This is a genomic window from Pseudoalteromonas pernae (assembly GCF_039831865.1).
In the GTDB taxonomy this organism is placed as follows: domain Bacteria; phylum Pseudomonadota; class Gammaproteobacteria; order Enterobacterales; family Alteromonadaceae; genus Pseudoalteromonas; species Pseudoalteromonas pernae.
Genome location: NZ_JBDODM010000002.1, coordinates 543,390 through 567,742, shown reverse-complemented (window position 1 = coordinate 567,742; position 24,353 = coordinate 543,390). Strand labels below are relative to the sequence as shown.

Sequence of the window (24,353 nt, the reverse complement as noted above, 5' to 3'; positions counted from 1 at the left end):
CCTTTTTTTATGATTGACTCTTCCCTGAGCCCTTGGGTTCGTGTTCTAACCAATTTACTCGTCCGTTTTGGGATCTGGTATGCAGCCGCTATCGTGTATGGTGTCTTCATTATTGCTGCCTTAATCCTAAGCTCGATGTATTACTACGTCGCGACGGGCGAAGTGATGTTGTTAGATGTGCTTGCTGTTGTATTTTTCACAGCTGTTAGCTCGCCATTGGTGATCATGGTGGTCATGCAGTCGATTGCGCAATTACAAGATTCACAAAAATTTCTCGAAACGGCTACCAAGCAAGAAAAGCTTTTAAACCAGTCACTCAAAGACAATATCCGGCTGCTAAACACAGAGATCGATGAGCGTAAAATGGCGCTTAACGCCAAATATCGTGCGATCGATGAACTACGTAAAGAAATCGCAGAGCGTAAGAAAACTCAGGTAGAGTTGGCTCAACAAGGTATGCTACTGCGCTCTATTGTCGACTCCTCTCCTGACTTGTTCTACTACCGTGACCAAGACGGCGTCTTTGCGGGCTGCAACAAGATGTTTGAAAAAGTAATGAATCGCAGCTCCGACGAACTAATCGGTAAAAAGGCCGAAGATATTTACCCAGTCGAGTACTTACCCGATGTATTGAAAACCGACAGGCAAGTTGAGTCGACGCATGAACCCCTTACTCTGGATGTTAAATATCCTGTTGATGGTGAGGAGCATTGGTTTGAAATGCGCAAGTTGCCATTCATTAACGATGAAGGTGAATACATAGGACTACTAGCATTCGGCCGTGATATTACCAGTCGTAAAGAAGCTGAGCAGGCGCTGGAAACAGCATATAAAGACAAGGGCAAGTTCATTGCTACTTTATCGCATGAGCTCAGAACACCTCTTAACGGTATTGTGGGTCTTACCCGTATGTTGCTTGATACCGATTTGGGTAAGCAACAACGTAGCTGGTGTAACACTGTGTTCTCAAGTGCTGAAACCCTAGGTAATATCTTTAATGATATTATCGATTTGGACAAAATAGACCGCGAACAATTAGATATAGTAACTGAGCCTGTCAGTGTTGTTAATTTCCTCGACGATGTCGTGAACTTTGGTGCGCTTATTGCCGAACAAAAATCCTTGTCATTCGATGTGACTCGTGTGGGTGATCTTGACGTTTATGCGCATATCGATCCAACGCGACTGCGCCAGGTACTTTGGAATCTTATCAACAATGCTGTTAAGTTCACTCAGCAAGGCGGGGTTGAATTAGAATGCCGACATCAACAACAGGGTGATCATAGCTGGTTGATTATGACGGTTACGGATTCAGGCATTGGTATTCCCGAAGATCAGCTTACGCATATTTTCGATATGTATTACAAGGCCCCCGATGCCAGCGGTGCTAATGCGATAGGCTCAGGTATCGGCTTAGCGGTAACTAAGGCGTTGGTTAAAGCCATGGGCGGTGAAATTCAAGTCACTTCGAGCCAAGGCAAGGGAAGTTGCTTTATGGTAATGATTCCATTGCAATTGACCGAAGCGCCGGTACAACAAAATTTCAGCTGTAAAAGCTTGAACATTCTTCTTGTTGAAGATGTGCCCTTAAACGCAGAGATCGCTACCAACTTGTTGGAACAAAGAGGTCATGAAGTGATATGGGCTGAAACCGGTGAAGATGCGCTGGCGTTTGTTGAAACTGAAGATGATCTCGATTTAGTACTTCTCGATATGCAATTACCCGATATCAACGGTGATGTTGTGGCGCGTGAGATTCGCGCGAATAGCGAATTTGATGCCCTTCCTATTGTTGCGTTAACTGCGAATGTACGCAGCGCCGAGGAGGAGCTTAAAGGCATTAGTATTCAAGGTGCGTTAGCAAAACCTATCAATACAGCGAAATTGGACAAGATGTTAGCCACACTATTTGGGCTGGAGCGAGAGTGTGTGCAGCAAGCGGCTGCGCATAAGTTAGTCGCTCAGCAATCGTCAGCTAATGTGGAAGTGAATGAAGCGATTCTCGACAAGGAAATTATTACTGAATTCCTCGACTCTATGGGCGTTAAGGCATTTTCACGCAGTGCTGACTTGCTCGCAAAGTTGGCGCCAAAATATCAGCAAGAGCTGCTCGATAGCGTCGAAAATGATGTTGAAGAATATAAATCAGTTGCGCATAAACTAAAAGGTGCGGCGGGATCGGTTGGCCTTAAAGCGGTACAATTGCACGCTAAGAAAATGGAAAATGAGTGTTTGGATGTGACCGTTGCTGAGCGCCAGCAGTGGTTAGATGAATTAGAGACACAAATAAAAGAAGGGCTCGAGGCCCTTCAGTCATTCTTATCTAAACTAGCTGTTGATTAAGCGTTGTTATCAATCTTACCAATGAAGCGATAACCTTCACCGTGGATTGTGCTGATCAACTCAGGCGTACTTGCATCACTTTCAAAGTGCTTACGAATACGACGGATTGTCACATCAACAGTACGGTCATTGGCACGAAGCTCACGACCAGTCATGTGCTTGATTAATTGTTCACGGCTGAAAATACGGCCTGGAGAATCAAGCATTAGACGTAATGCGCGATACTCACCTTTCGGTAGACGCTTAGACTCACCCGCTGGTGAAGTTAGGCAGCGACTATTCTCATCAAGTTCCCATCCGTTGAAATTAACAACGCCATCTGAATCAAGCGCTTGTTCATCCTTACTCGCTGCGGTGCGTGTAATTAGGTTGCGCGCACGAATAGTTAATTCGCGCGGGTTAAATGGCTTAGTGATGTAATCATCAGCGCCGATCTCTAGACCTAAAATACGATCGACATCGTTGTCACGACCGGTTAAGAAAATAAGGCCAACATTACGTTTTTGACGTAACTCGCGCGCGAGGATCAGGCCATTTTTACCTGGTAAGTTGATGTCCATAACAACCAGGTTAATATCGTCATTGGTGGTAAGCTTGTCATGCATATCATCACCATCAATGGCTTCAATCACTTTGTAGCCTTCAGCTTCGAATAAGCTAACGAGGTTTAGACGAGTAACATCTTCATCCTCAACGATCAGAATGACTGGCGTTTGCATTGTTTATTAACCTTTTCGGAATAAATTATTTACATAAAGACGGAAAACAGGAACTTCCCGAATACTTGCGATTATAGGAGTATATCTAAATGTTAACAAGTAAAATCAATTTGGATAAAATTTAGAAACACTCAACAGCCTAGCTTGTATCTTAAAATTAACGTGCGCTAGGCGTTCTTTATTGACATACAATCGGATTATCTTACCCCATTGAATCAGCGAAACGATTCCCTTAGCGGTAAGAAGCTCAAAACTGTCCCCGATTATAAACGTATTCAGGAGCTGAATTTTGAGCCAAGGAGATAGTATATCATTCTCTTTTGTACCTTCAAAGTATGTGATATCGCATTAGCTAGAAAGTTCCTTACTTTTTAAACTTTTACTCGAATCTATCAGCTTGATGTACCGACTATTGACTCAAATCGTGATTTTGCTTGCTAAAAGTTACATGTAAGCTGCGTTTAAGTTGCAAGAAGTACACAGATCTCAAAAACGGCTATGGGGCAAAACCATTAAGTAGAGCAAGTGATGTGAGTAGTCAGCGCGAGACTAATCTGTCTTTTGTGCAGTTGTTAGCGTTTTAAAAAACACCTAGCAAAATGTGCTCAACACGTCGGTTTATTTCACTTCAGAATAGGGAAACTGCAATACAAAATGACTGCCGTTATCATCAGAATGAGCTAAGTAAACGCTACCACCAAGGGCCTGTGTCGCGAGATTATAAACAAGGTGTAAACCCAAGCCGCTGCCACCAGAACCGCGTGTTGTGGTTACAAATGGATCAAAGATTCTCGGTTGCAACGTTTGAGCTATGCCTTTGCCGTTATCTTTAAAGTCAATTTGCACTTGTTTAGCAGATACCGTGACCTTGATGTCAATTTGTGCAGGGTTTTGCAAATCGAAAGCATGAGTCATAGCATTACTTATTAGTTGTTGCAGAATTTGTTGAATTGGACCAGCTTTGGCACTAATACGAAGGTCTTGAGGGCAATCTACCACAACCTTAGGACTGACGGTTTCCATTTCTGTATGCATACTTGTCAATACGTCAGCTATCAGGCTATTGAAATCGATATTGGTGACATGTTCGTTGTCTTGTGTAACGGCCAATTTTTTGAAACTCGTTACCAGCTCCGCGGCGCGGTTAAGATTGCGATAGATTAAGGATAAGTTTTCTTCTCCATCAATTATGAAGCGACCTAACTGCTGCGAAGTGAGTGTTTTGTTCTCGAACGCACTGTGAATCTCCATCAAACGATCGCGCATCAGTGTTGAGGCTGTTATACCCAATCCCAGTGGTGTATTTACTTCGTGAGCGACACCAGCAACCATTTGTCCAAGAGATGCCATCTTTTCACTTTCTACGATTTGGCTCTGATATTGATGCATCCGCTCGAGCGTACTTAAAAGCTCTTGATTTGCTTCACGCAGTGCATCTGTGCGCTGACTCACTTTTTCTTCTAGGCTGTGGTTAAGCGCCTCAATCTCACGTTTATCGGACTCGTGACGTTCGATATGCTTTTCGGTGCGATGCAGCATAGTGTTTACACTGGCTGTCAGTAAGTTTAACTCGGTAATTTTGCTATCAGGTGCCTGCACCTTGTAGTTACGGTTTTTAGCAACGTTTTGTAGCAGTCGACTTAGCTTATTGATGGGCTCGCCGACATGGTAGTGAAACAGGCGGGCAATTGCATAGGCCAAAATAAGTATGGCTAAGCTCAGCAGTAAATCTATAATGATTTTGCGATGTACGTAGTTATTAATATTTTCAAGGCTGGCACGAATATAGACGTAGCCAACGACTTTGCCTTCAAAAGGAACGTCCGTAATGTACTCATAGAAGTCGCTCGTTAGTACGCCTTGTTTATACTTATCTATCTGAGCGACCTTATGCTTGTGCGATACTGGGGAGGTTCTTGCTGCATTGTAGCTGGCAAAAAATTCTATTTGGGTGCCGTCAACTTTGTAAACATGCACATTTTTTATAGATTGTTCAGTGGCAAATGCTTTGAGTCGGTTCTCTTCTATACTTTTGTTATCGGTTATCACCGAAGATTGCGCGTCAAAAGCGGTTAGCTCGGCGAACGTTTTAACTCGCTCTTTGAGCATTTTTTGTTGCTCTTGCATATCGATATACGTAGATATGGTAATCGAGATAACGAGGGTGATGGTGGCAACGGACATAATCGCATAAATCAGCGCTTTTCTAATGCTAGTTGTCGAACCGTTGTTTATCATTGTGAACAGTCAATTTTGTAATGCTAGAGTAACAATAAACTAGTTTAGCAAATCATTGAATAGGCGAAGGTTAAATAAAGGCAAATCTCACCATCATGCATCTAAACACTATCACTGAGGTTACATTAGACGCCTACCTCAACGCTTATTTCTATTTGCCAAATTTGCCCATAAGATACCAATCAGCATGTGTAATTACAGCTTGGAATCCAAACGGTGTGGCGGTCGGTGCGCGAAAAAACAGGCAACGTTCTCGGTTATTAGTTAACACCCACAAACACCGACTAATGAGCCGTGGTTATGGTGGTAACAAGGAGATGACTTACCGAGAGTTCAGTGTATTGCTTAAGGGGGATCGATCTCAGGCCTTACATCTGATGCAGTGCTACCATCAAAAAGGCGTGTATTACATCAATAAAGGTAAAATCGAGCTGTTGTTATCGGATGGACGAAGTTTTGAGCTTACAGGTACGGCGAAAAGCCGAGTGTTCAAGCGAAAACGCTTACCTCGGCTTAATAAGGCGCAGTACTTTAGCGGTTTTGATAGACCGCGAAACGCTTAGTTTTCGCAATTGTTTCGTGATGTTTGAATTGTGCCTCAAGTTGCGGAGGATAGGCCAAGAAACTATTCGCGACTAACGTTAGTTCACCACCGCGATTTAAATGCTCTTTTGCTGAGGCAAAGAATCGTTCGGTAATTTTGTAATCCGTTTTTAAACCAGTGTGGAAAGGTGGGTTACTTACAATTAAATCGAAACGCGATGTCACTTCACTTAGGCCATCGCTCAGTAGCACTTCACCTTGGATGTCATTGGCTGCAAATGTTTGCGATGTGGCGTAGCCGGCAAGCGCACTCACATCTAGGCCAGTAACTTTCAACTTCGGATTTCGCTTGGCACAGAAACTGGCGATAATGCCGGCGCCGCAGCCAAAATCTAATAACGTTTTAGCTTTTGGATACGCAGGTAAGCTATCAAGCAGCAGCGCAGTGCCATCATCAAGTTGCCCGTGATTGAAAACGCCCGGTAGACTAACCACTTTACAGCTGATCTTTTCACCCGCTACCTCACGCTCGAGTGTGAACGTTTTCTCGTAATCACTGATTGCAAACTCTGCAAGTGTGTCTATTTCAGAGTATTGGTACAACTGACAGTGTTTCGCTGAGTCGACTTTATGGCCGTGCGCTAACCCCTTGAGTTGTTTTTCAATAGACTTAACGCCACCTTTTTTCTCGCCAACAACCAGCAAAGTTGCATCGTCACTCATTACAGCGCGAATATTGTCGAGTGTCATCAAAGCTTCAGCTTTCGCCTTCGGGTAGTAGTAGATGACTAAATCGAACTTCTGTTGTGGCAGCTGATGCGACACTGAAGTTTCAATTTTTGCTACATTAAGATGTGTTTTAGCAAACTGGCCATCAGCAAAGTTGTAGCTGAAAAAGCAGATCGTTGCGTCGGGATTCAACTCCCTTAATTCATGAGCAAAGCCATCACAATTAAAGTTAACGACTAAAATTGAGGCGCCAGTTAATAGCTCTTCGGAGCGCAGCAACAACTGCGATGGGTTACTCAATTGCATCTTATTTCACACGCTCAAACATGAGATCCCATACACCGTGGCCTAGACGATGACCACGCTGCTCAAATTTAGTCAGCGGGCGAGCATCAGGGCGCGGCACATAGTCGTTTGTAGCTGATAAGTTGCTGAACTTCTCGGCACTTTGCATCACTTCAAGCATGTGCTCAGCGTAGTTTTCCCAGTCAGTTGCCATGTGGAACACACCACCGATTTTTAATTTGCTACGCAGATTTTCAACAAACTCAGGTTGCACGATACGACGCTTATGGTGGCGCTTTTTGTGCCAAGGATCAGGGAAAAACAGTTGTAACTTTGCCAATGAACTGTCTGCTATACAATCCGCAAGTACTTCAACCGCATCGTGTTCGAAAACACGCAGGTTAGTAATACCTTGCGCATCGGCATCCATCAAACAAGCACCTACACCTGGGCGGTGCACTTCGATACCGATGAAATTGGTATTTGGGTCGTTTTTGGCCATTTCTACCAACGACTTGCCCATACCGAAGCCGATCTCTAAAACAACGTCATTGTCGTTGCCAAATACCTTCGTGAAATCAAGTAGACCATCTTTGTGCTCAAGCCCCATCGTTGGCCAGCATTTTTCTAAAGAAGCGGCTTGCCCTTTAGTTAAGCGGCCTTCACGTTTTACAAAGCTGCGTACTTTGCGGATGTATTTTCCTTCGCGCTCGGCTTGCTCTAATGCCTGTTGTGTTGATTCACTCATGATATTGACTGTCTCTCATAAAAATGGGTGCGTATTATCCCCGCTTGCGTGTCTAAGTACAAGTAATGGGCTATTGATATTTGCCCAGACAATTATAGACTGAGCGCAATTTACAGAGCTTAAGAGTGAAATTGTGGAGTTATCGCAAGACGTAACGCAGTGGTTTGCTAAGCAAATTAAGGATTGGTATGAGCTTTATGGGCGCAAGACCTTACCATGGCAATTAGCAAAAACGCCTTATAAAGTATGGGTATCAGAGATCATGTTGCAACAAACACAGGTTGCTACGGTGATCCCCTATTTCCAGCGATTTATGGAGCGCTTCCCAACTATTGAGCAACTAGCGAATGCACCTGAAAATGAGGTCTTGCATTACTGGACGGGACTGGGTTATTACGCTCGAGCGAGAAATTTGCATAAAACAGCAAAAGAGATATGCGCTAAGTTCGACGGTGAGTTCCCTAATACGCTTGAGCAGGTAATGGCATTGCCGGGGATTGGTCGCTCCACTGCGGGTGCTATATTGAGTTTATCTAGAGGTGAGCATCATCCAATACTCGATGGCAACGTGAAGCGGGTGCTGGCGCGTTTCTTTATGGTCGAAGGCTGGTACGGGGTAAAGAAAGTAGAAAACCAATTGTGGCAACTGAGCGAACAACTCACACCGAAAGAAGGTGTGACGCAATTCAACCAAGCGATGATGGATTTGGGGGCCAGTCTGTGTTCACGTAGCAAGTATGATTGTGAGCCTTGTCCATTGCAGAGTCGTTGCCAAGCATTCAACGCCAATAAGGTAAAGGAGTTCCCACACTCTAAACCGAAAAAAGAAGTGCCTAAAAAAGCTTGTACCATGCTTATCCCCTTGTATAAGTCACAGACCTTTATGCAGAAAAGGCCAAATAGTGGCATTTGGGGCGGCTTACACTGCTTTTTGGAACATGCGAACGAAGATGATGCTATTGCCTATGCGGCGCAACAAGGTTGGCAAGGAGAGCAACATGAGTTAGAGCCGTTCACTCATGTATTCTCGCATTTCCAATTAACGATTCATCCTTTGGTTATTCACTTAAACAATGACATCAATACACTGGGCGAAACCTCGTTGATTGAGTACGACCTAGTAAAAGAACCGCAAGTGGGGTTGGCTGCACCCACAAAGAAGTTATTAAAGCAGCTTAAAAAGTATGTGGCGGATGTCAGCGCGTAAGCATTGATGTAAACTACCCGCAAAAGAGTATGACCAAACTGGTATAAGAGGAATGTTATGGCACGCACTGTATTTTGCCAAAAATTGCAAAAAGACGCCCCAGGTTTAGATTTTCAACTTTACCCAGGAGAAGTGGGTGAGAAAATCTTCAACAATATCTCCAAAGAAGCATGGTCACAGTGGCAGCAAAAGCAAACGATGCTGATTAATGAAAAACATTTGAACATGATGGACCCGGAACACCGTACCTTCTTAGAAGAGCAGATGGTAGGCTTCCTTTTTGAAGGGAAAGACGTGGAAATTGAAGGCTATCGTCCGCCGGAAAAGTAGGCTATTTGCTGGGATTTTCGGCAAAAAATCCCAGTTTGCATGAATTGTGTGCAAACGAATTGTTTATTTTAAAAAATGGTTGACTTGGTTTCCTAAAAACCGTTTAATACGCCGCACGCCCAGATAGCTCAGTCGGTAGAGCAGGGGATTGAAAATCCCCGTGTCGGTGGTTCGATTCCGCCTCTGGGCACCATTATTAAAGGTGTCTTTGATTATTCGAGGATACGTGCAATAAAATGCACACAGTTTTGTGTGCCTGCTTAGCTCAGTTGGTAGAGCAACTGACTTGTAATCAGTAGGTCGCCAGTTCGACTCCGGCAGCAGGCACCATTTATTCGCCCAGATAGCTCAGTCGGTAGAGCAGGGGATTGAAAATCCCCGTGTCGGTGGTTCGATTCCGCCTCTGGGCACCATTATTAGATTATGGTGCTTACCAAAACATCATATATCGCCCAGATAGCTCAGTCGGTAGAGCAGGGGATTGAAAATCCCCGTGTCGGTGGTTCGATTCCGCCTCTGGGCACCACTGTTTAAAGGTGTTCTCGATTTCGAGTTCACGTGCAAACGATTTGCACACAGCTTTGTGTGCCTGCTTAGCTCAGTTGGTAGAGCAACTGACTTGTAATCAGTAGGTCGCCAGTTCGACTCCGGCAGCAGGCACCATTTATAAACAAACCCCGATCAGAAATGGTCGGGGTTTTTTATTGTCTGCAATTTTCTCTTTTAACCATGCTACTAAAAAATTCAAAGAACTAGCCGAAAAAAAAGCGACACATAGGTCGCTTTTTTAAATGAACAATCATGCCCGTGTTAGTAAATCTTACCTTCACTTTGATCTTTCAAAGGCGCCACACGCGACGGTGTAAACTGTGCTCTGGCCAGCGGTGCACTTGCTTTTGCAAGCAACGTCACTGATTTATAGATTGAATCGAAGTCTAGGTTTGCTAACTCATCATTAGGGGTGTGGTAATGGTCGTTATTTTCCATATCCGTAGAGCTAAAGCTATGAGCTGGTACGCCCATACTCGCTAATGACGCGTTATCCGAACGATAAAACAGGTTTAATTTCGGATACGGGTTTGCTTGAATGTGGTTTTCTTCTGGCAAACTTTGGTTTAATACTGCTTGAAGGTCTGACTTATCAGCACCTGTCATCCATAAGTTACCGCTACCAAACGGTGAAGGTTTACCAATCATTTCGATGTTGATCATTGCGGTGATGGCATCAGGATTTTGTGTAGTTGCGAAATGCTTAGAGCCTATTAGCCCCATTTCTTCCGCTGTGAACGCAGCAAACATCAAGGTACGTTCGTTGTCAGCTAAATGCGCGTAGTGCTGAGCTAAATTTAGCATTGCGCCAGTGCCCGACGCATTGTCATTAGCGCCATTGTAGATGGTGTCGTGTTCGTCGCCGTGTTCTTCATCATGCTCGTGTTGCTCACCCTTTTTTTGACCAAGGTGGTCGTAATGAGCACTGAATAATACTACTTCGCTATCTTTTTTCTTGCCTGGAAGGACACCGATAACATTGGTCAGTCGTTGCGATTTAAGTTCGTTTTCAACCTTTACGTCCAGCGCTGAAACAGCCTCGTTTTGGCCTAAAATAAGCACCATCGCCCCTTGGTCTTTTAACTCGAGCTTCGTAAGGCCTGCATTGAAGTAGTTCTGATATCGAGAAAACATCTCTTCATGGGCATTATCGACAATAACAAGGTGATTCCCGCCCAGATGATTCAGTTCGCGCAACGTCGCACGCAAGTCCATATCAGCTGCAATGTGAGTAATTGTAGCATCACTAGGTTGTAACCATGTAAAACCAGATGACTGCGAAACAACTGCTAGTTTGCTGGTATCAACAGCTTGGTTATTTAGTGACACGGCAACATTTTTAGGCGTCACAGAATGCAGTTCAAATTGCTGCTTGAAACTGTTAGCGCCCGCCATAGGCTCTAATCCGATGCGCGTGAAGCGCTCGGCAATATAATCGGCAGCAATATCAATTTCAGGGCTAAAGCTTTTACGGCCTTTTAGGTCATCGCTTGCTAGGTAACTGATATCTTGCTCTAGTTGGCTGCGCTCAAAGTGCAGTTCTGATTGGGTCGAGCTGCACGCACTAAGTGTTGCCGCGGCAATAAAAGATAGTATTGGGAGACTTTTTCTCATTATTAATTCCCTAAAAAGAGTTAAGTTGCGGCCACTATGCATGTGCCTACGAATATGTGACGCAGTGTAAAGGATTCGCCAGTCAATCAGAAGAAATTAGCGTTTTTTACTGATGCGGATTTGTATAGAAATGTTTCTACTGTTTTTAGTAATGGCTTGTATGTGAGCTAATAATCCATTTAAAATCATGTGGTTATCTGTACAAGGAAAGGATAGTACATAGGTGTAATGATAGGTGTGAGGATGGCACTTAATGCCATTGCGGTGGACGCATAGGCTGCACTTATTTCATTATCGGCAATGGCGGTTGCTGTACCAATTCCATGGCAGGCAGCACCTAGTGCAAGCCCTTGTGCTGATTTATCTTGCACGCCTACAAAGCGCAACAAAGCAAAGCCAATTACTGCGCCAACGACGCCAATTAGGATAACCATAGATGCAGCGATACTGCCAATCCCCCCCAACTGTTGTGTGACTAGCAAGGTAATGGGTGTAGTTACGGATAAGGTCGCTAACGAGGCTTTGAGCTGTTCAGGCGCGCCTAACCAAGAGGCAATAACATAGGCTGAAGAGGTCGCAAGAATAATGCCCGCAGACACGCTGAGAATAATGGCAGGTAATTGCCGTTTGAGTTGATGAACCTGTTTGTATAAAGGAATAGCCAGTGCGACAACGGCTAGCTCAAGTAAGTAAATAAATGCGGCGGTTTTTTCGCTGTAATCGGAAACATCTAGGTTAAAACTCATCAATATCGCCGCGGAAGCAACAATGGTCCACAACACAGGGTTGAGTAGAGGGGAATTGAATCTACCATGTAAAGCGCGAAGCAATAAATACAACAACACTGTCAAGGGTATGGCGAACCACATCATGATGATTTCCCCAAGCGTTGCATTATGAGGCCAATACACATAAGCCCACACATAGGCACTAACAATAGGCACAGAGCAAGTACCAACCAATGCTGCGAAATAATGGCGCTGTGCTCAACTACTTTAGCTGCTGCGGGTACAAAGAACAGCGGCATAAAGTTGAGTAATGGATTGGCACCGGGTGTTAACCAATCGAGCTTGATCACTTTGAATTGCAGAGCAGCGAACAACGCCAGCATCGCACTCAAAGCCGGCGGAAAAGTCCACGCAAAGTAATAACTGACACCATAGGCAAGCACCAAAAAGCCGCTGAGAATGACCCAGCTAATCAACATCTTGAATGCGTTGCTAAGGTGCTTACCAGTTTTTTCGTTGTTTGAATTCATGCTTTTCGTCATGGGTTGCATTGTGAATGGCGATACGAGTGTTTTTATTCATCAATAATCGTATTTGCGCGAATGTTTCTTTGGCTAATTGACGGCGATGGTTATACCGGTAAGCCCCTTTATTTAAGCGTTTGATTGCCGCGATGGCGTCGGGTGAACGTTGCTTTAGCTCATCTACTAGTGACAGTGCCGCTTGCATGGGGTGTTCGTCAATACGCGACACTAGACCTATTTCATTTGCCTGCTCGGCGCTGATAGCATCAGCGTTCATGGCGAGGCGAAGGTAGTCATCGGCTTTTATAATACCTGGAACCAACAAACTAGCGCCCATGTCTGGACATAACCCCCAGCGCGCTTCCATCACGGCGAAGCTCGCTGTGGGAGTAACGATACGATAATCGGCTCCTAGTGCTATTTGCATACCGCCACCCCAACAGCGCCCTTGAATAACCGCAATAACGGGAACATTCAGCTCTTGCCAGCCAAGGGTAACGCGCTGCGCTAAATTCTGATTACCGGGTAACCACTTAAATAGTAATGACAATATGTGCTTGGGTTTTGCCATGACGCCTTTTACATCTAAGCCGGTACAAAAGTCTTCGCCTTCGGCATTGATAATTACTGCGCGGATATTGCGGTCTTTTTTCAGTTTTTTAATCACACTATCTAGACTTTTGAACATTTCAAAATTAAGAGAGTTGCGCTTTTGAGCACGCGCGAAAGTGACATGGGCAACGTGTTGATGAATTTCCAGGGTTATCATTTTTATCTCCTCTGACCACATGCAATTTAACCCAAACAATGTGCTATGTCATTTTGTCGTGCATTTCAATTAGTTAGTATGTAACTTAATTAGTGACAGGCTTTTTGATACAAACTAGTTATACAGGTAACAGAGCCGTACAGGGAGTAACAAATTAGTCTATATTCTCAATGAACTAGACGTTTATTGTCGAGTCAATGAGGCCACAATCCAATCGCGATGACCTAAATTGCGCTAAAAGCGAAAGCAGAAGATAAAAGACTGAGGAGAGGGAGTATGTCAGGCGTACCTTCGTTTAATAACATTACAAAGAGCTTAGTTGCCGCATCCTTATTGGGCGCAACTATGATTACAACACAGGGGTGCTCTGAGCAACCGGCAGTAACTCAAAATGCGCCAGCACCAGCGGTATCAGTGTATGAGGTGCAAGTAGAAGAAGTAGGGCGCTATCGAGAGTTTGTGGCCAGAACCGAGGCTTATCAAGAAGCAGATATTCGCGCGCGCGTATCAGGTGAATTAATTGAACGTACCTTTGTTGAAGGAGCTTATGTAGAGGAAGGCGACCTGTTGCTCAAAATAGACCCTTCAGAGTATCAAGCGAGTGTTAACGAACTTCAAGCATCATTGAAAAGCGCAAGAGCCAGTGCTGATCGCGCTGAGCGAGACTTGAAGCGCGGAAAGGAAATCGCGGGTGATGGCTTTATATCTGCCGCCGATTTGGACAAGTTACAAACTAATTTCGATCAAGCAATAGCGTCAGCAAAAGCAGCAGAAGCATCGCTAGAAAAGGCTCGCTTAAATTTAAGTTATACGGAAATTCACGCACCATTTAGCGGGCGTATTGGCAAAGTGTCATTTGATGTCGGCAACATAGTTGATCCCAGCTCAGGTTCGCTTGCTGAGCTCACTGACATCGATCCTATCTACGTTAATTTCCAAGTAGAAGAAGCGGATTACATCAGCTATCAACAAAAGCATATCGCCGATGGCGGTGATCCGAGTAAGGCGGCTATTGATATTCGCTTGCGCTTACCGAATAACACGGATTATACCCAACCCGGTGAATTGGACTTTGCCGACACCAAGATCGACAGAAGCACGGGCACAGTGGAGCTCAGAGCAAAGTTTAATAACCCTGACTCGATTGTAATGCCAGGGTTATTCGTGACCTTAATCGTTGAAAGCAAAGACAAACAACAACAAGCCTTGGTTCCCCAGGCTGCGGTGCAGGTAAATCAACAAGGTAATTTCGTTTTGGTTGTCAAAGAAGACAACACCGTTGGGCAACGTCTTATCCAGCTGGGTCGTCGCATTGATGCAATGTGGGTAGTGACCTCAGGTTTAGAGCAAGGTGAGCGTGTGATTGTTGAAGGTATTCAAAAAGTGCGTTCAGGTATCACTGTACAACCCGTTACTAAGCAGGTTGACAGAAAAACTGGGACTATCAGCGACAAAGCATAAGTGAGCGCACAATGATCAGCAAAACGTTTATTAATAGACCTAAATTGGCGCTGGTGATCTCTATTGTGATCACTCTTGCGGGCTTAATTTCACTGAGCCAATTGCCAGTTAATATGTATCCACAAATCACACCGCCACAGGTATCCGTAACCGCAGTGTACCCAGGAGCTAGTGCGCAAACGATTGAGGAGACAGTAATTCGCCCCATTGAAGAAAAAATCAATGGTGTGGAAGACATGATGTATATCGAGTCGACCTCGAGTAACAATGGCTCAGCGAATATCACTGTGTACTTTAATGTTGGTACTGACACCGACATGGCGCAGGTGAACGTGCAAAATCGCGTGTCACTCGCAGAACCTTCGCTGCCACAAGAAGTGCGTACGCAGGGGGTGTCAGTTAAGAAACGCTCAAGCAACATGCTCATGGGGGTCAGCCTGTATTCGGATGACCCGAATATGGATTTAATGTTCTTGAGTAACTACGCCACAAATTACCTTACCGAGCCGTTGGGGCGTATCCCAGGTGTTGCTGCCGTCGAAGTGATGGGCGATAAAACTTACTCTATGCGAATTTGGCTCAAACCAGACAAAATGGCCTCGTTAGGCGTTACTGTGGCTGAAGTACAAGCCGCCATTTCAGAGCAAAATACCCTTGTTGCTGCGGGCAAACTTGGCTCTGCACCTGCTTTGCCAAATCAGCAATTTGAATATGCCATTCAAGCGCAAGGCCGCTTGGTGTTACCTGAGGAGTTCGGGCAAACCATCATTCGGGCTAATCTAGATGGTGACTTTGTGCGCTTAAAAGACATTGCACGCATAGAGCGCGGCTCGAAAAACTATGGTGGTTCGGCAAAACTCAATGGCAAAGACACGGGCTTCATAGTCATTTATCAGTTAACTGAAGCGAATGCGACTGAAGTGGCAGCTTTGGTTAAAGAGCGTATGGTAGAGCTATCGCAACAATTTCCAGACGGCCTGAAATATAAAGTTCCTTACGACACCACCGAGTTTATTAATCGCTCCATAGAGGAAGTGGTGGTGACTCTTTATCAAGCTGTTGCCTTGGTTATTCTAGTGGTCTTTTTGTTTTTGCAAAACTGGCGTGCCACTTTGGTGCCAACCGTTGCTATTCCGGTGTCGCTCATTGGTACTTTTGCCGCCATGCTGGTAATGGGGTTCTCTGTAAATTTAATCACTTTGTTTGGTTTAGTGTTGGCCATAGGTATCGTGGTGGATGACGCTATTATCGTTATTGAAAACGTTGAGCGAATATTAAGAGAAGATAAGCTGCCCATCAAGGAGGCGGTAACCAAAGCCATGGAGCAAGTGGGCGGGCCAATTATTGCAACCACCTTGGTTCTACTCGCGGTATTCGTGCCTGTTGGCTTTATGCCGGGCATTACAGGTGAGCTCTATAAACAGTTCTCTGTCACCATTTCATTCGCGGTACTTATTTCATCAATCAACGCGCTAACCCTAAGTCCTGCGCTGTGTACCTTGTTGCTATCGGCTGACAATATGAAGCCGATAAAGTGGCTACGCCCATTTGAAAAGGGCATTACCAAATCAACCAAAGGTTATACAGGCATTGTTGGCTTTATGCTGAAACGCGCTGGGCGAATCGGCATTGTCGTTATCGCTTTGTTTGCAGCCACGGGCTGGTTAGCTAAAAATGTGCCATCAGGCTTTGTGCCTTCCGAAGACCAAGGCTTCTTATTTGTTGATGTGCAGCTACCTGATGCTGCGGCAACTGTGCGCACTGATAAGGTGATCGAAAAAATTGCCGCTATTGTGAGTAAAGATCCCGCTACCGAAGACTTCGTCGGCGTATCTGGATTCTCAATTCTAGGCGGTGCGGGTTCTAACAACGCACTGGGTATCATTGTGCTCAAAGACTGGGAAGAGCGGCAAACGCCAGAGCTGAGTATTGATAGCATTGTTCAGCGGCTACAAGGACAGTTGTGGGCGATGCCTGATGCGCAAGCGATGGTCTTTAATGTACCGCCGATCCCAGGGTTAGGTGCAAGTTCTGGTTTTGAATATCGATTACTCGACTCCGAAGGGCGTTCACCAGCAGAGTTAGCAGCGGTAATGAATGGTTTGATTTATGAAGCCAACAATCGCCCTGAACTTACAAGCGTATTTAGTACATTCCGTGCAAATGTACCGCAGTATTTCCTTGAGGTTGACCGCAATAAAGCCAAGGCTCAGGGGATTTCTCTAGGCAACATATTCCTGACCTTACAAGCGCAATTAGGGTCGCTTTACATCAACGACTTCAACCAATTTAGTCGCACCTATCAAGTGAAAATCCAAGCAGAGGCGCAGTATCGTGCCAAACCTGAAGATCTTCAATATTACTATGTGCGCAATAGTCAGGGCGACATGGTGCCACTGACAACGGTGGCGACACTAAAACCTATCCTTGGCCCAACAAGCATGGACCACTTCAATCTCTATCGCAGCGTCAGTATCAGCGGCAGTGCTGCAGATGGCTATTCAAGTGGTGATGCCATAGAAGTCATGAAGGAGTTGTCAGCGCAATTGCCTAATGGTTATATCTTTGATTGGGCAGGGCAAACTCGCCAAGAAATCATGGCAGGTGATGTGGCGGGCGTACTGTTTGGTTTAGCTATTTTGTTCGTATTCCTGTTCTTGGTGGCGCAATATGAAAGTTGGACTATCCCATTCTCGGTTATTGCTGCGGTGCCATTGGCTATATTTGGCGCCATGATCACCTTGTATATGCTCAGCATGACCAATGATATCTACGCCCAAGTTGGTTTCGTATTGTTAATAGGGATGTCGACCAAAACGGCGATACTCATCGTTGAGTTTGCGATGGAGCAACGGGCCGCGGGCAAGAGTATTCTTGATGCAGCACTGATGGCAGCGCAACAGCGTTTTCGTGCGGTATTGATGACGGCACTGTCCTTTATTCTTGGGGTATTACCATTGGTAATGGCTTCAGGAGCCGGGGCTGCAAGCCGGATTTCCTTGGGCGTCACGGTTATGTCAGGGATGATAGCTGCGACGGTTTTGGGTACCTTGCTTGTTCCGCTATTTTATACTTACATACAAAGTATGCGTGAGGCGATTAAGAGAAAATTTAGCAGTGAACCCAGTTCTCAATAAAGTTTAAACAAGCCGGGAATTTCCCGGCTTTTTATTGGTCGTAGTTCTGTGCACATTGAAGTTAACTTTTGATATCATCGTCGAAAACAACGTAAGTGAAGTGACAAACATGTCCGGACCCAGGTTATTTACCGAAGAAGAAATCACTCATCACGCGTATGAGGTGTTTCTTGAACTGGCACCAGAGCATTTGAGCGAGCAGGATATCGAAGACTTTAACGAGCATCGAGAGGCGCTTGGATTTATCGAGGAAAGTGCTCCGGGTGAGCATTGGCAAAATATCGTGGCGATGGAAATTGAGCCGCAATACTACAGTGAAGTAACGATAGGGCTTGAGTTGGAAAACGAAGACCTTATTTTTGCTCAAGTACTTATCAGCCGCGACCAAGATGCGCCGTTTTGTCACATTATTTGGAAAGAGTAAGTAGTCGTTATGCGTTTTTTGCCTCTTATTATTGGTTGTTGGAGTGTGAATTGTTGGGCGGTAGATCCCTTTGAAGACTTTCACGAATATGGCCAGTTAACAGACGCAGAAATTCACAAAATCCACAAAGGTGAAATGTTTTACGGTGATGCTGAATTCGGCTTCATCGTCACCAGTGGTAACACCGATTCGACCAGTTTAAAGTTCCGTGCCAACGTTTATCAGGATTTTACTCACTGGCGAAACCAGTTTAAGTTTGATTCCTTGTATCGTCGCGATGTCGATGGCGAAACGGGTAAAGAAACTATCTCCGCACAGCGCTTTTTCGCCTCAGGGCAATCTAACTACAAAGTTGGTTCCAAAGACGCATCTTTATTTTTGTACGCTGATTATGAAGACGATGAGTTTTCCGGTCTGAAATACAAAACTACCGTTGCAACAGGATACGGTAACCGACTATATCGTGGTGTGAAAAACACCGTGGATTTTGATATTGGTCCAGGTTTGTATTACTCGCGTGCCCAGCAAGGTGGCTTGAGCGAAGAGGAATTAGCGGCTCTAGAAGACAAAGACGTGACCGGTTATTTATTACGCCTAGCGTTACAATGGGAAAGAAAGGTTTCCAAACGAACTCGTTTCAATCAGTTCGTTAGTGCCGAACAATCCCTTTCAGGTCTTAATTCTCGCCTTAAATCAGAGACTTCACTGATCAGTCAGATCATGGGGCAACTTTCGCTAAAGTTTGCCTACTTATACCGGTATAATTCAAAACCAGAAAGCGACAAGCGTAATTATGACTCCGAGTTAAGCGCAACCTTTGTCTTTAGTTTTAATTAATCATTCGAGTAACGAATTATATGTATCAGCATAAACAGTATGCATGGGCTATTTTAGCCATTTTGGTGTGGATAGGCGCCTTTGTTTCTATGGCATTTTATTTGATGGGAGGAGACGGTCCTCTAATGTTGTTTGCTGCTGTGCTGGTGGTGTGTGGCTTCTTATTTCATGGACTAACGGTAAAAGTTGATGACCATGGCGTGCAGTGGTTTTTTGGCCCAGGCGTAGCCAAAAAGCAGGTAGCATTTGCGGATATTGAGGGCGTCGAAATGGTAAGTAACTCATTTCGTCATGGCATTGGTATTCGTATTACTCACGATGGTTGGGTTTACAGTGCTAGTGGCTTTTCCGCTGTGGCTATCGAAATGAAAGATGGCACATTTTATCGAGTAGGCAGTAACGATGCCCAAAACCTTGTTAGTGCAATTCGTAGGCACTTGCCACACAACACTTCAACATTAAAAAAGGACGCATAAGCGTCCTTTTTTATTTCATTGTATGCGCTGATTAGTGGTCGTGACCACAACCGCCAGCACCGTGTACGTGACCGTGAGCGAGCTCTTCAGCCGTAGCGTCACGCACGTCAACAACCTCAACGTCGAACTTCAGAGCAACGCCAGCAAGTGGGTGATTACCATCAACGATTACGTCTTCGCCCTGAATATCAACGATCATGACTGTTTGCTCGCCGTCATCTGTGGTGGCACGGAATTGCATGCCAACTTCGATATCCATGCCGTCAAACATTGCTTTTGGTACCGCTTGCATCAGTTGCTCGTGGCGGTCGCCGTAACCGTCTTTAGGCTCAACTTCAACACTGAAAGTGTCGCCTGCTTTTTTGCCGATAAGGGCATCTTCAAGGCCAGGGATCAAAAAGCCAGTACCAACGATAAATACCAGTGGCTCACCGTCAAACGTGTTATCGATGGTGTTGTCAGCTTTGTCGACTACGCTGTAGTGCATAGTTACAACTTTGTTCTCGGCAATATTCATATTCAGTCCCGATTATTCTTCTGTAAGTGAGTACGGAAGTGGTTCTATATTGAACAACACTTCAGGAGCATGTTTTGCACGAAGCTGAACATCAAGTTCAGTATCGTTTGGCAACACCGCTAAGCCAACGAGCTCACCATTATGACAAGCTTGTGAAATTAGTGTTCCTGCGCGACGCCAGTTTTCGCCAACTTGACGTTCTAAGTCTAGCGTATGTTCTGGCGATTCTTCATTAGCGCCAAGCAATTGCGAGTAAGCAGCTTTAACGATAAACATGGCACGTTTGTTTTTGCCTAAGTACTTCATGCGCGCGACGGTTTCTTGGCCAGTGTAGCAGCCTTTTTTGAAGCTGATACCACCGAGAGCCTGTAAGTTAACCATCTGCGGCACGAATTCATCGATGGCAGCGCTGTTTAAGCTAGGCTCACCAGCTTTAATTTGTTGCGCCAACACAGCTTGAGTTTGCTGCACATCAGAGTCTTTAAATTGCTCGCCAATATAGACATAACGGTCAGGTGCAAGGCGCAGAATTACGCCGCCATCAACAACATTCACACTGTTTGCAGAGTCGATATTAAAGTGCGTCGTAACTTCTTCATCGCTAGACAAAATACCCACAACAGGCAGAGTTGCTTGGCTAATTTCCACTTTGCTAAATACCGCGTACTTTTTCAACTCTCCTAAAGCAACTTGTGCTTCGGTTGAGCTGCAAAGCAACGCATAACCTTGCTCATAGTGACAGACACGCAAACAAGCCCACAGCTTGCCTTTGGCACTGCAATGTCCAGCCCAACGCCACTGACCTTGGGGAATGTCATTCAAGTCTTGTGTTAGTTGTCCTTGCAGGTAAGATTTTGCATCATCACCTTGAACATAAATAACTGTGTAATCGCTAGCGTGAACCGACAACGCGGACATGCCTCACTCCTTATGTTTCTGAGCAATTAAACCTAAGATCTGTCGACCTTTGTTTATCATTCTGAACCGTTAAATCTACCGCTTTAATGCAAAAGTCCAGAGTGCCTAGTGTAACGTATGCGTTATGCTGATGACAGCGTCAAAGAGCAAAATAGCTGTGTATCCAGTGAGTTTTTGTTAAACTGCCTGCAGCAACAAAATGAGAGGAAAACAATGGCAAATTTAGATAGTAAAGCGCGTCTGCGTTGGGCATGTCGTCGCGGTATGTTAGAGCTTGATGTATTGTTCATGCCATTTGTAGAGCAGGGCTATGATGCGCTTAATGACGAAGACAAATTCACCTTTCAGCGTTTGTTAGAAGCTGACGATCCGGATTTGTTTGCGTGGTTTATGGGGCATGAGCAGTGTAAAGACCCTGAACTCGCGCGTATGGTTAAAATTATTCTAGACCGCGTGCGTGTATAGCGGCTCATTTTCTGCAAATATTCCCACACACCGCCCAATCGTGGCGGTGTTTGCTCTTACCTTCATCTTATTCTTTTTAAGTAACCCAAGCTTGCCTTGGGCACTAATCTGCGCGCCAATTATGGTGTTAGCGTATGTGCATTTTTATAAGGCTTATCGGTGCTGTTGGCCGCATCAAGGGATGATTACTGTAAAAAGGAATCGCATCGAACTGTGTGCCGATGAAACTATTTCGGGCGTCATTTTGCCGCAGTCACAGGTGTTTTCTGGCCTTGTTTACCTGCACATACGTGATGATTTAACAACAAAGCGCCGACGCGTATTGATCAGTGAAAAGGCTATGCAGCCAGAGCACTTTCGTGCTCTAGCGAGAGCCGTTCTCGACAGCGTTAAAACGCCTAAGACTGAGGTTTGAGCTCGGTGATAGTTGGCTCTGGCAAGTGATCGGGATAATCCAAAGTGTAATGCAAACCACGGCTTTCTTTGCGCTCAAGTGCACTGCGAATGATAAGCTCGGCAACTTGCACTAAGTTACGTAACTCAAGGAGGTTATTGCTGACTCTGAAATTAGCGTAGTACTCGTGGATTTCTTGTTGCAATAACTCAACACGTCTTAACGCACGCTCTAATCGTTTGGTAGAGCGCACAATGCCGACATAATCCCACATAAACAAACGTAATTCATGCCAGTTGTGAGTAATAACAACTTCTTCATCCGAGTCGATGACACGGCTCTCATCCCAATCTGGCAAAGCATGCGGTTGGTAATCTAAACCCAGTTTAGCAACGATATCTTTAGCCGCGGCATGGGCGAAGACAATACATTCAAGCAGCGAGTTACTAGCCATGCGATTGGCGCCATGAAGGCCTGTGTATGCCACTTCACCTATCGCATAAAGGTTGTCGAGATCAGTTTTGCCGTTGAAGTCTGTCATCACGCCACCACAGGTGTAATGGGCCGCGGGTACAACAGGAATTGGCTCTTTAGTGATATCGATACCTACGCTTAAGCACTTTGCGTAAATCGTAGGAAAGTGCTCGATAATAAATTCTTTATCGCGGTGCGAAATATCTAAATAAACACAGTTAGCGCCAAGGCGCTTCATCTCAAAATCGATTGCGCGGGCGACTACATCGCGAGGCGCGAGCTCTGCGCGCTCATCAAACTCTGGCATAAAACGGGTGCCGTCTGGACGCAATAAGTAAGCACCTTCACCGCGCATTGCCTCGGTGATCAAGAAGTTTTGCAGCTTTGGATGATACAAACTAGTCGGGTGGAATTGATTGAATTCCATATTGGCAACACGGCAACCGGCACGCCATGCCATGGCGATACCATCCCCACTGGCTACATCAGGGTTGGATGTATAAAGATACACTTTGCTTGCGCCGCCTGTTGCTAGGGCAACAAATCGGGCACTGATGATCTCTACACGCTCTTTAGCGCGGTTGAAAACATACACACCGTGGCAATGTTTACCCTCGTTACCTAACTTTTCATCGGTAATCAAATCGATGGCGTTGTAATTTTCCAGCAAGGTAATGTTTGGGTGTGCCTGTACGCGTTCGATAAGGGTTGTTTGCACCGCTTTTCCTGTTGCGTCAGCGGCATGCAAAATACGTCGATGGCTGTGTCCACCTTCTCGAGTAAGGTGATAACGCTCGTGACCTTTTGAGTCTGTCTCCATATCAAATGGGACACCTTGCTCGATAAGCCAACGCATACATGTTTTGGCGTTTGAGGCAGTGTAATGCACAGCGGCTCTGTCACATAAACCGTCCCCCGCGGTAAGAGTATCTTCCACGTGAGATTCAACGCTGTCATTTTTCTTATCAAAAACGGCGGCGATACCACCTTGCGCATACAAGGTTGAACCTTCGTTGAGTGCGCCTTTGCTAATAACCGTAACTTGACAGTGATTAGCGAGTGATAAAGCCAATGAAAGGCCAGCTGCACCGCTACCTATGATAGCCACGTCGCTGTGATGTTGTTTGTTTGGGTTCATGTTATAGTGTGGGCTGAGGTTTCACTTACCTAAGATACGTGTATATGTATCATATTTACTGCGCTCGCACGACTGTAGTTAACTAAAGTAAGAAAAAAAATGCAGATATTGCGAACTTTTTCTTTTCACCTAAGTCTGAGAGAGTGTATTTGGTAGCTTGGATACAACACGTAAAGCAATTAACGCAGAGGAGTACCGGCTCGAATGAGCGAGCAGGATTTGGATTTAGCGCTGGTTAAGAAGGTTCAACAAGGAGATAAAAATGCTTATAACCTGTTGGTCACCAAATATCAGAATAAAGTGGCAGGACTCATATCACGTTATGTAGCCAATCAAGGCGACATAGCTGATGTAGCTCAAGAAGCGTTTATTAAGGCCTATCGAGCATTGCCTAATTTTAGGGGCGACAGTGCGTTTTATACGTGGCTCTATCGTATAGCTGTGAATTGTGCAAAGAATTATCTTGTTGCGCAAGGACGTCGGCCGCCAGCCAATGATGTTGATGCCGATGAAGCTGAGTTTTACGATGGTGCGGATTCATTACGCAGTAATGCCAGCCCAGAAAACCTGTTGTTGAGTGACGAAGTGCGTGACGTTATCTTCGCCACCATAGATAAGCTACCTGAAGATTTAAAGACAGCCATCACTCTAAGAGAATTGGAAGGGATGAGCTATGAGGAAATCGCCGCAGTAATGGACTGCCCAGTAGGTACCGTACGTTCTCGTATATTTCGTGCCCGTGAAGCGATTGACAACAAGTTAACTCCGTTAATAGGTGAGTCGTAA

At 45.1% G+C, this 24,353-nt stretch carries 24 protein-coding genes and 5 tRNA genes; 17 read left to right on the top strand and 12 right to left on the bottom strand.

Annotation, left to right across the window (positions count from 1 at the left end; translation table 11 throughout):
- Nucleotides 1-9 precede the first annotated feature (9 nt).
- Complete coding sequence (gene arcB, locus V1358_RS06840) at nt 10-2,343, top strand: aerobic respiration two-component sensor histidine kinase ArcB (RefSeq protein WP_347393005.1); 2,334 nt, start codon at nt 10-12, stop codon at nt 2,341-2,343.
- Here arcB and arcA read toward each other — a convergent pair.
- The 3 genes from arcA to V1358_RS06830 all read right to left on the bottom strand — a co-directional run bounded on the left by arcA (nt 2,340) and on the right by V1358_RS06830 (nt 5,300).
- A complete protein-coding gene (gene arcA, locus V1358_RS06835) occupies nt 2,340-3,062 on the bottom strand; it encodes a two-component system response regulator ArcA (RefSeq protein ID WP_347391766.1) in 723 nt (240 codons plus the stop codon). The genes arcB and arcA overlap by 4 nt on opposite strands.
- Before the next feature lie 105 nt (nt 3,063-3,167).
- Complete coding sequence (locus V1358_RS17765) at nt 3,168-3,404, bottom strand: YfiR/HmsC family protein (RefSeq protein ID WP_440589750.1); 237 nt, start codon at nt 3,402-3,404, stop codon at nt 3,168-3,170.
- Nucleotides 3,405-3,680: 276 nt separating this feature from the next.
- Nucleotides 3,681-5,300: a sensor histidine kinase gene (locus tag V1358_RS06830; protein WP_347393004.1), complete on the bottom strand. Its 1,620-nt coding sequence runs from the start codon at nt 5,298-5,300 to the stop codon at nt 3,681-3,683.
- Between the two features lie 95 nt (nt 5,301-5,395).
- Here V1358_RS06830 and V1358_RS06825 point away from each other — a divergent pair, with 95 nt between their 5' ends.
- Nucleotides 5,396-5,863 (top strand): DUF3293 domain-containing protein, encoded by a 468-nt coding sequence (locus V1358_RS06825; protein ID WP_347393003.1) that lies wholly within the window; start codon nt 5,396-5,398, stop codon nt 5,861-5,863.
- On the opposite strand, the gene V1358_RS06820 is transcribed toward V1358_RS06825, so the two are convergent.
- Both V1358_RS06820 and trmB read right to left on the bottom strand, forming a co-directional pair.
- Complete coding sequence (locus V1358_RS06820; protein ID WP_347393002.1) at nt 5,832-6,878, bottom strand: methyltransferase; 1,047 nt, start codon at nt 6,876-6,878, stop codon at nt 5,832-5,834. The two genes, V1358_RS06825 and V1358_RS06820, sit on opposite strands and share 32 nt — an antisense overlap.
- Before the next feature lies 1 nt (nt 6,879).
- On the bottom strand, nt 6,880-7,605 hold the full coding sequence (trmB, locus tag V1358_RS06815; RefSeq protein ID WP_347393001.1) for a tRNA (guanosine(46)-N7)-methyltransferase TrmB: 726 nt from the start codon (nt 7,603-7,605) through the stop codon (nt 6,880-6,882).
- A gap of 130 nt (nt 7,606-7,735) precedes the next feature.
- Here trmB and mutY point away from each other — a divergent pair, with 130 nt between their 5' ends.
- The 7 genes from mutY (at nt 7,736) to V1358_RS06780 (ending at nt 9,805) form a co-directional block, all read left to right on the top strand.
- Complete coding sequence (mutY, locus tag V1358_RS06810; RefSeq protein ID WP_347393173.1) at nt 7,736-8,812, top strand: A/G-specific adenine glycosylase; 1,077 nt, start codon at nt 7,736-7,738, stop codon at nt 8,810-8,812.
- A 57-nt stretch (nt 8,813-8,869) separates the two neighbouring features.
- Nucleotides 8,870-9,142 (top strand): oxidative damage protection protein, encoded by a 273-nt coding sequence (locus tag V1358_RS06805; protein WP_347391771.1) that lies wholly within the window; start codon nt 8,870-8,872, stop codon nt 9,140-9,142.
- Nucleotides 9,143-9,259: 117 nt separating this feature from the next.
- Nucleotides 9,260-9,335, top strand: a tRNA-Phe gene (locus V1358_RS06800).
- Between the two features lie 61 nt (nt 9,336-9,396).
- Nucleotides 9,397-9,472, top strand: a tRNA-Thr gene (locus V1358_RS06795).
- 7 nt (nt 9,473-9,479) lie between these two features.
- Nucleotides 9,480-9,555 (top strand) — tRNA-Phe (locus V1358_RS06790).
- Between the two features lie 37 nt (nt 9,556-9,592).
- Nucleotides 9,593-9,668: transfer RNA gene (locus V1358_RS06785), tRNA-Phe, on the top strand.
- A 61-nt stretch (nt 9,669-9,729) separates the two neighbouring features.
- Nucleotides 9,730-9,805, top strand: a tRNA-Thr gene (locus V1358_RS06780).
- A 147-nt stretch (nt 9,806-9,952) separates the two neighbouring features.
- Here V1358_RS06780 and V1358_RS06775 read toward each other — a convergent pair.
- The 4 genes from V1358_RS06775 to V1358_RS06760 form a co-directional block, all read right to left on the bottom strand.
- Complete coding sequence (locus tag V1358_RS06775) at nt 9,953-11,305, bottom strand: M28 family metallopeptidase (RefSeq protein WP_347393000.1); 1,353 nt, start codon at nt 11,303-11,305, stop codon at nt 9,953-9,955.
- A 185-nt stretch (nt 11,306-11,490) separates the two neighbouring features.
- Entirely contained in the window at nt 11,491-12,177 is a 687-nt protein-coding gene (locus V1358_RS06770; RefSeq protein ID WP_347392999.1) for an LrgB family protein, read from the bottom strand.
- A complete protein-coding gene (locus tag V1358_RS06765; protein WP_347392998.1) occupies nt 12,174-12,563 on the bottom strand; it encodes a CidA/LrgA family protein in 390 nt (129 codons plus the stop codon). Before V1358_RS06765 ends, V1358_RS06770 begins: the two co-directional genes overlap by 4 nt.
- Complete coding sequence (locus tag V1358_RS06760) at nt 12,535-13,326, bottom strand: crotonase/enoyl-CoA hydratase family protein (RefSeq protein WP_347391775.1); 792 nt, start codon at nt 13,324-13,326, stop codon at nt 12,535-12,537. The genes V1358_RS06765 and V1358_RS06760 overlap by 29 nt, the downstream gene beginning before the upstream one ends.
- A 276-nt stretch (nt 13,327-13,602) precedes the next feature.
- Between V1358_RS06760 and V1358_RS06755 the strand changes: the two genes are divergently transcribed.
- The 5 genes from V1358_RS06755 (at nt 13,603) to V1358_RS06735 (ending at nt 19,661) form a co-directional block, all read left to right on the top strand.
- Nucleotides 13,603-14,787 carry an efflux RND transporter periplasmic adaptor subunit gene (locus V1358_RS06755; RefSeq protein WP_347392997.1) on the top strand — a complete coding sequence of 395 codons (1,185 nt, stop codon included), beginning with the start codon at nt 13,603-13,605 and terminating at the stop codon, nt 14,785-14,787.
- Between the two features lie 11 nt (nt 14,788-14,798).
- Complete coding sequence (locus V1358_RS06750) at nt 14,799-17,924, top strand: efflux RND transporter permease subunit (RefSeq protein ID WP_347392996.1); 3,126 nt, start codon at nt 14,799-14,801, stop codon at nt 17,922-17,924.
- 109 nt (nt 17,925-18,033) lie between these two features.
- The gene (locus tag V1358_RS06745) at nt 18,034-18,348 is read left to right on the top strand and encodes an HI1450 family dsDNA-mimic protein (RefSeq protein ID WP_347391778.1); all 315 of its coding nucleotides are present in this window, start codon (nt 18,034-18,036) and stop codon (nt 18,346-18,348) included.
- Nucleotides 18,349-18,357: 9 nt separating this feature from the next.
- Nucleotides 18,358-19,185: a DUF481 domain-containing protein gene (locus V1358_RS06740; RefSeq protein WP_347392995.1), complete on the top strand. Its 828-nt coding sequence runs from the start codon at nt 18,358-18,360 to the stop codon at nt 19,183-19,185.
- 20 nt (nt 19,186-19,205) lie between these two features.
- Nucleotides 19,206-19,661 (top strand): hypothetical protein, encoded by a 456-nt coding sequence (locus tag V1358_RS06735; RefSeq protein WP_347392994.1) that lies wholly within the window; start codon nt 19,206-19,208, stop codon nt 19,659-19,661.
- A gap of 31 nt (nt 19,662-19,692) precedes the next feature.
- Here the strand turns inward: V1358_RS06735 and V1358_RS06730 are convergent, their stop codons facing one another.
- Together V1358_RS06730 and ygfZ are read right to left on the bottom strand one after the other, a co-directional pair.
- Nucleotides 19,693-20,178 (bottom strand): FKBP-type peptidyl-prolyl cis-trans isomerase, encoded by a 486-nt coding sequence (locus V1358_RS06730; RefSeq protein ID WP_347391781.1) that lies wholly within the window; start codon nt 20,176-20,178, stop codon nt 19,693-19,695.
- Between the two features lie 12 nt (nt 20,179-20,190).
- Nucleotides 20,191-21,096 carry a CAF17-like 4Fe-4S cluster assembly/insertion protein YgfZ gene (ygfZ, locus tag V1358_RS06725; protein WP_347392993.1) on the bottom strand — a complete coding sequence of 302 codons (906 nt, stop codon included), beginning with the start codon at nt 21,094-21,096 and terminating at the stop codon, nt 20,191-20,193.
- Between the two features lie 213 nt (nt 21,097-21,309).
- Here ygfZ and V1358_RS06720 point away from each other — a divergent pair, with 213 nt between their 5' ends.
- Together V1358_RS06720 and V1358_RS06715 are read left to right on the top strand one after the other, a co-directional pair.
- Nucleotides 21,310-21,561 carry an FAD assembly factor SdhE gene (locus V1358_RS06720; RefSeq protein ID WP_347392992.1) on the top strand — a complete coding sequence of 84 codons (252 nt, stop codon included), beginning with the start codon at nt 21,310-21,312 and terminating at the stop codon, nt 21,559-21,561.
- Entirely contained in the window at nt 21,554-21,976 is a 423-nt protein-coding gene (locus tag V1358_RS06715; RefSeq protein WP_347392991.1) for a protein YgfX, read from the top strand. The genes V1358_RS06720 and V1358_RS06715 overlap by 8 nt, the downstream gene beginning before the upstream one ends.
- On the opposite strand, the gene nadB is transcribed toward V1358_RS06715, so the two are convergent.
- Nucleotides 21,960-23,567 (bottom strand): L-aspartate oxidase, encoded by a 1,608-nt coding sequence (gene nadB / locus V1358_RS06710; protein WP_347392990.1) that lies wholly within the window; start codon nt 23,565-23,567, stop codon nt 21,960-21,962. The two genes, V1358_RS06715 and nadB, sit on opposite strands and share 17 nt — an antisense overlap.
- Before the next feature lie 204 nt (nt 23,568-23,771).
- Between nadB and rpoE the strand changes: the two genes are divergently transcribed.
- Nucleotides 23,772-24,353 (top strand): RNA polymerase sigma factor RpoE, encoded by a 582-nt coding sequence (rpoE, locus tag V1358_RS06705; protein WP_347391785.1) that lies wholly within the window; start codon nt 23,772-23,774, stop codon nt 24,351-24,353.

What these genes read in the sequence shown, in the direction of transcription:
- V1358_RS06760 (WP_347391775.1), bottom strand. Translation starts at nt 13,326, where the DNA reads ATGATAACCCTGGAAATTCATCAACACGTTGCCCATGTCACTTTCGCG.
- V1358_RS06775 (WP_347393000.1), bottom strand. Translation starts at nt 11,305, where the DNA reads ATGAGAAAAAGTCTCCCAATACTATCTTTTATTGCCGCGGCAACACTT.
- trmB (WP_347393001.1), bottom strand. Translation starts at nt 7,605, where the DNA reads ATGAGTGAATCAACACAACAGGCATTAGAGCAAGCCGAGCGCGAAGGA.
- V1358_RS06730 (WP_347391781.1), bottom strand. Translation starts at nt 20,178, where the DNA reads ATGAATATTGCCGAGAACAAAGTTGTAACTATGCACTACAGCGTAGTC.
- V1358_RS06820 (WP_347393002.1), bottom strand. Translation starts at nt 6,878, where the DNA reads ATGCAATTGAGTAACCCATCGCAGTTGTTGCTGCGCTCCGAAGAGCTA.
- ygfZ (WP_347392993.1), bottom strand. Translation starts at nt 21,096, where the DNA reads ATGTCCGCGTTGTCGGTTCACGCTAGCGATTACACAGTTATTTATGTT.
- V1358_RS06750 (WP_347392996.1), top strand. Translation starts at nt 14,799, where the DNA reads ATGATCAGCAAAACGTTTATTAATAGACCTAAATTGGCGCTGGTGATC.
- V1358_RS06765 (WP_347392998.1), bottom strand. Translation starts at nt 12,563, where the DNA reads ATGAATTCAAACAACGAAAAAACTGGTAAGCACCTTAGCAACGCATTC.
- arcB (WP_347393005.1), top strand. Translation starts at nt 10, where the DNA reads ATGATTGACTCTTCCCTGAGCCCTTGGGTTCGTGTTCTAACCAATTTA.
- V1358_RS06830 (WP_347393004.1), bottom strand. Translation starts at nt 5,300, where the DNA reads ATGATAAACAACGGTTCGACAACTAGCATTAGAAAAGCGCTGATTTAT.
- V1358_RS06805 (WP_347391771.1), top strand. Translation starts at nt 8,870, where the DNA reads ATGGCACGCACTGTATTTTGCCAAAAATTGCAAAAAGACGCCCCAGGT.
- arcA (WP_347391766.1), bottom strand. Translation starts at nt 3,062, where the DNA reads ATGCAAACGCCAGTCATTCTGATCGTTGAGGATGAAGATGTTACTCGT.
- V1358_RS06720 (WP_347392992.1), top strand. Translation starts at nt 21,310, where the DNA reads ATGGCAAATTTAGATAGTAAAGCGCGTCTGCGTTGGGCATGTCGTCGC.
- rpoE (WP_347391785.1), top strand. Translation starts at nt 23,772, where the DNA reads ATGAGCGAGCAGGATTTGGATTTAGCGCTGGTTAAGAAGGTTCAACAA.
- nadB (WP_347392990.1), bottom strand. Translation starts at nt 23,567, where the DNA reads ATGAACCCAAACAAACAACATCACAGCGACGTGGCTATCATAGGTAGC.
- V1358_RS06825 (WP_347393003.1), top strand. Translation starts at nt 5,396, where the DNA reads ATGCATCTAAACACTATCACTGAGGTTACATTAGACGCCTACCTCAAC.
- V1358_RS06770 (WP_347392999.1), bottom strand. Translation starts at nt 12,177, where the DNA reads ATGATGTGGTTCGCCATACCCTTGACAGTGTTGTTGTATTTATTGCTT.
- V1358_RS06755 (WP_347392997.1), top strand. Translation starts at nt 13,603, where the DNA reads ATGTCAGGCGTACCTTCGTTTAATAACATTACAAAGAGCTTAGTTGCC.
- V1358_RS06745 (WP_347391778.1), top strand. Translation starts at nt 18,034, where the DNA reads ATGTCCGGACCCAGGTTATTTACCGAAGAAGAAATCACTCATCACGCG.
- V1358_RS06735 (WP_347392994.1), top strand. Translation starts at nt 19,206, where the DNA reads ATGTATCAGCATAAACAGTATGCATGGGCTATTTTAGCCATTTTGGTG.
- V1358_RS06740 (WP_347392995.1), top strand. Translation starts at nt 18,358, where the DNA reads ATGCGTTTTTTGCCTCTTATTATTGGTTGTTGGAGTGTGAATTGTTGG.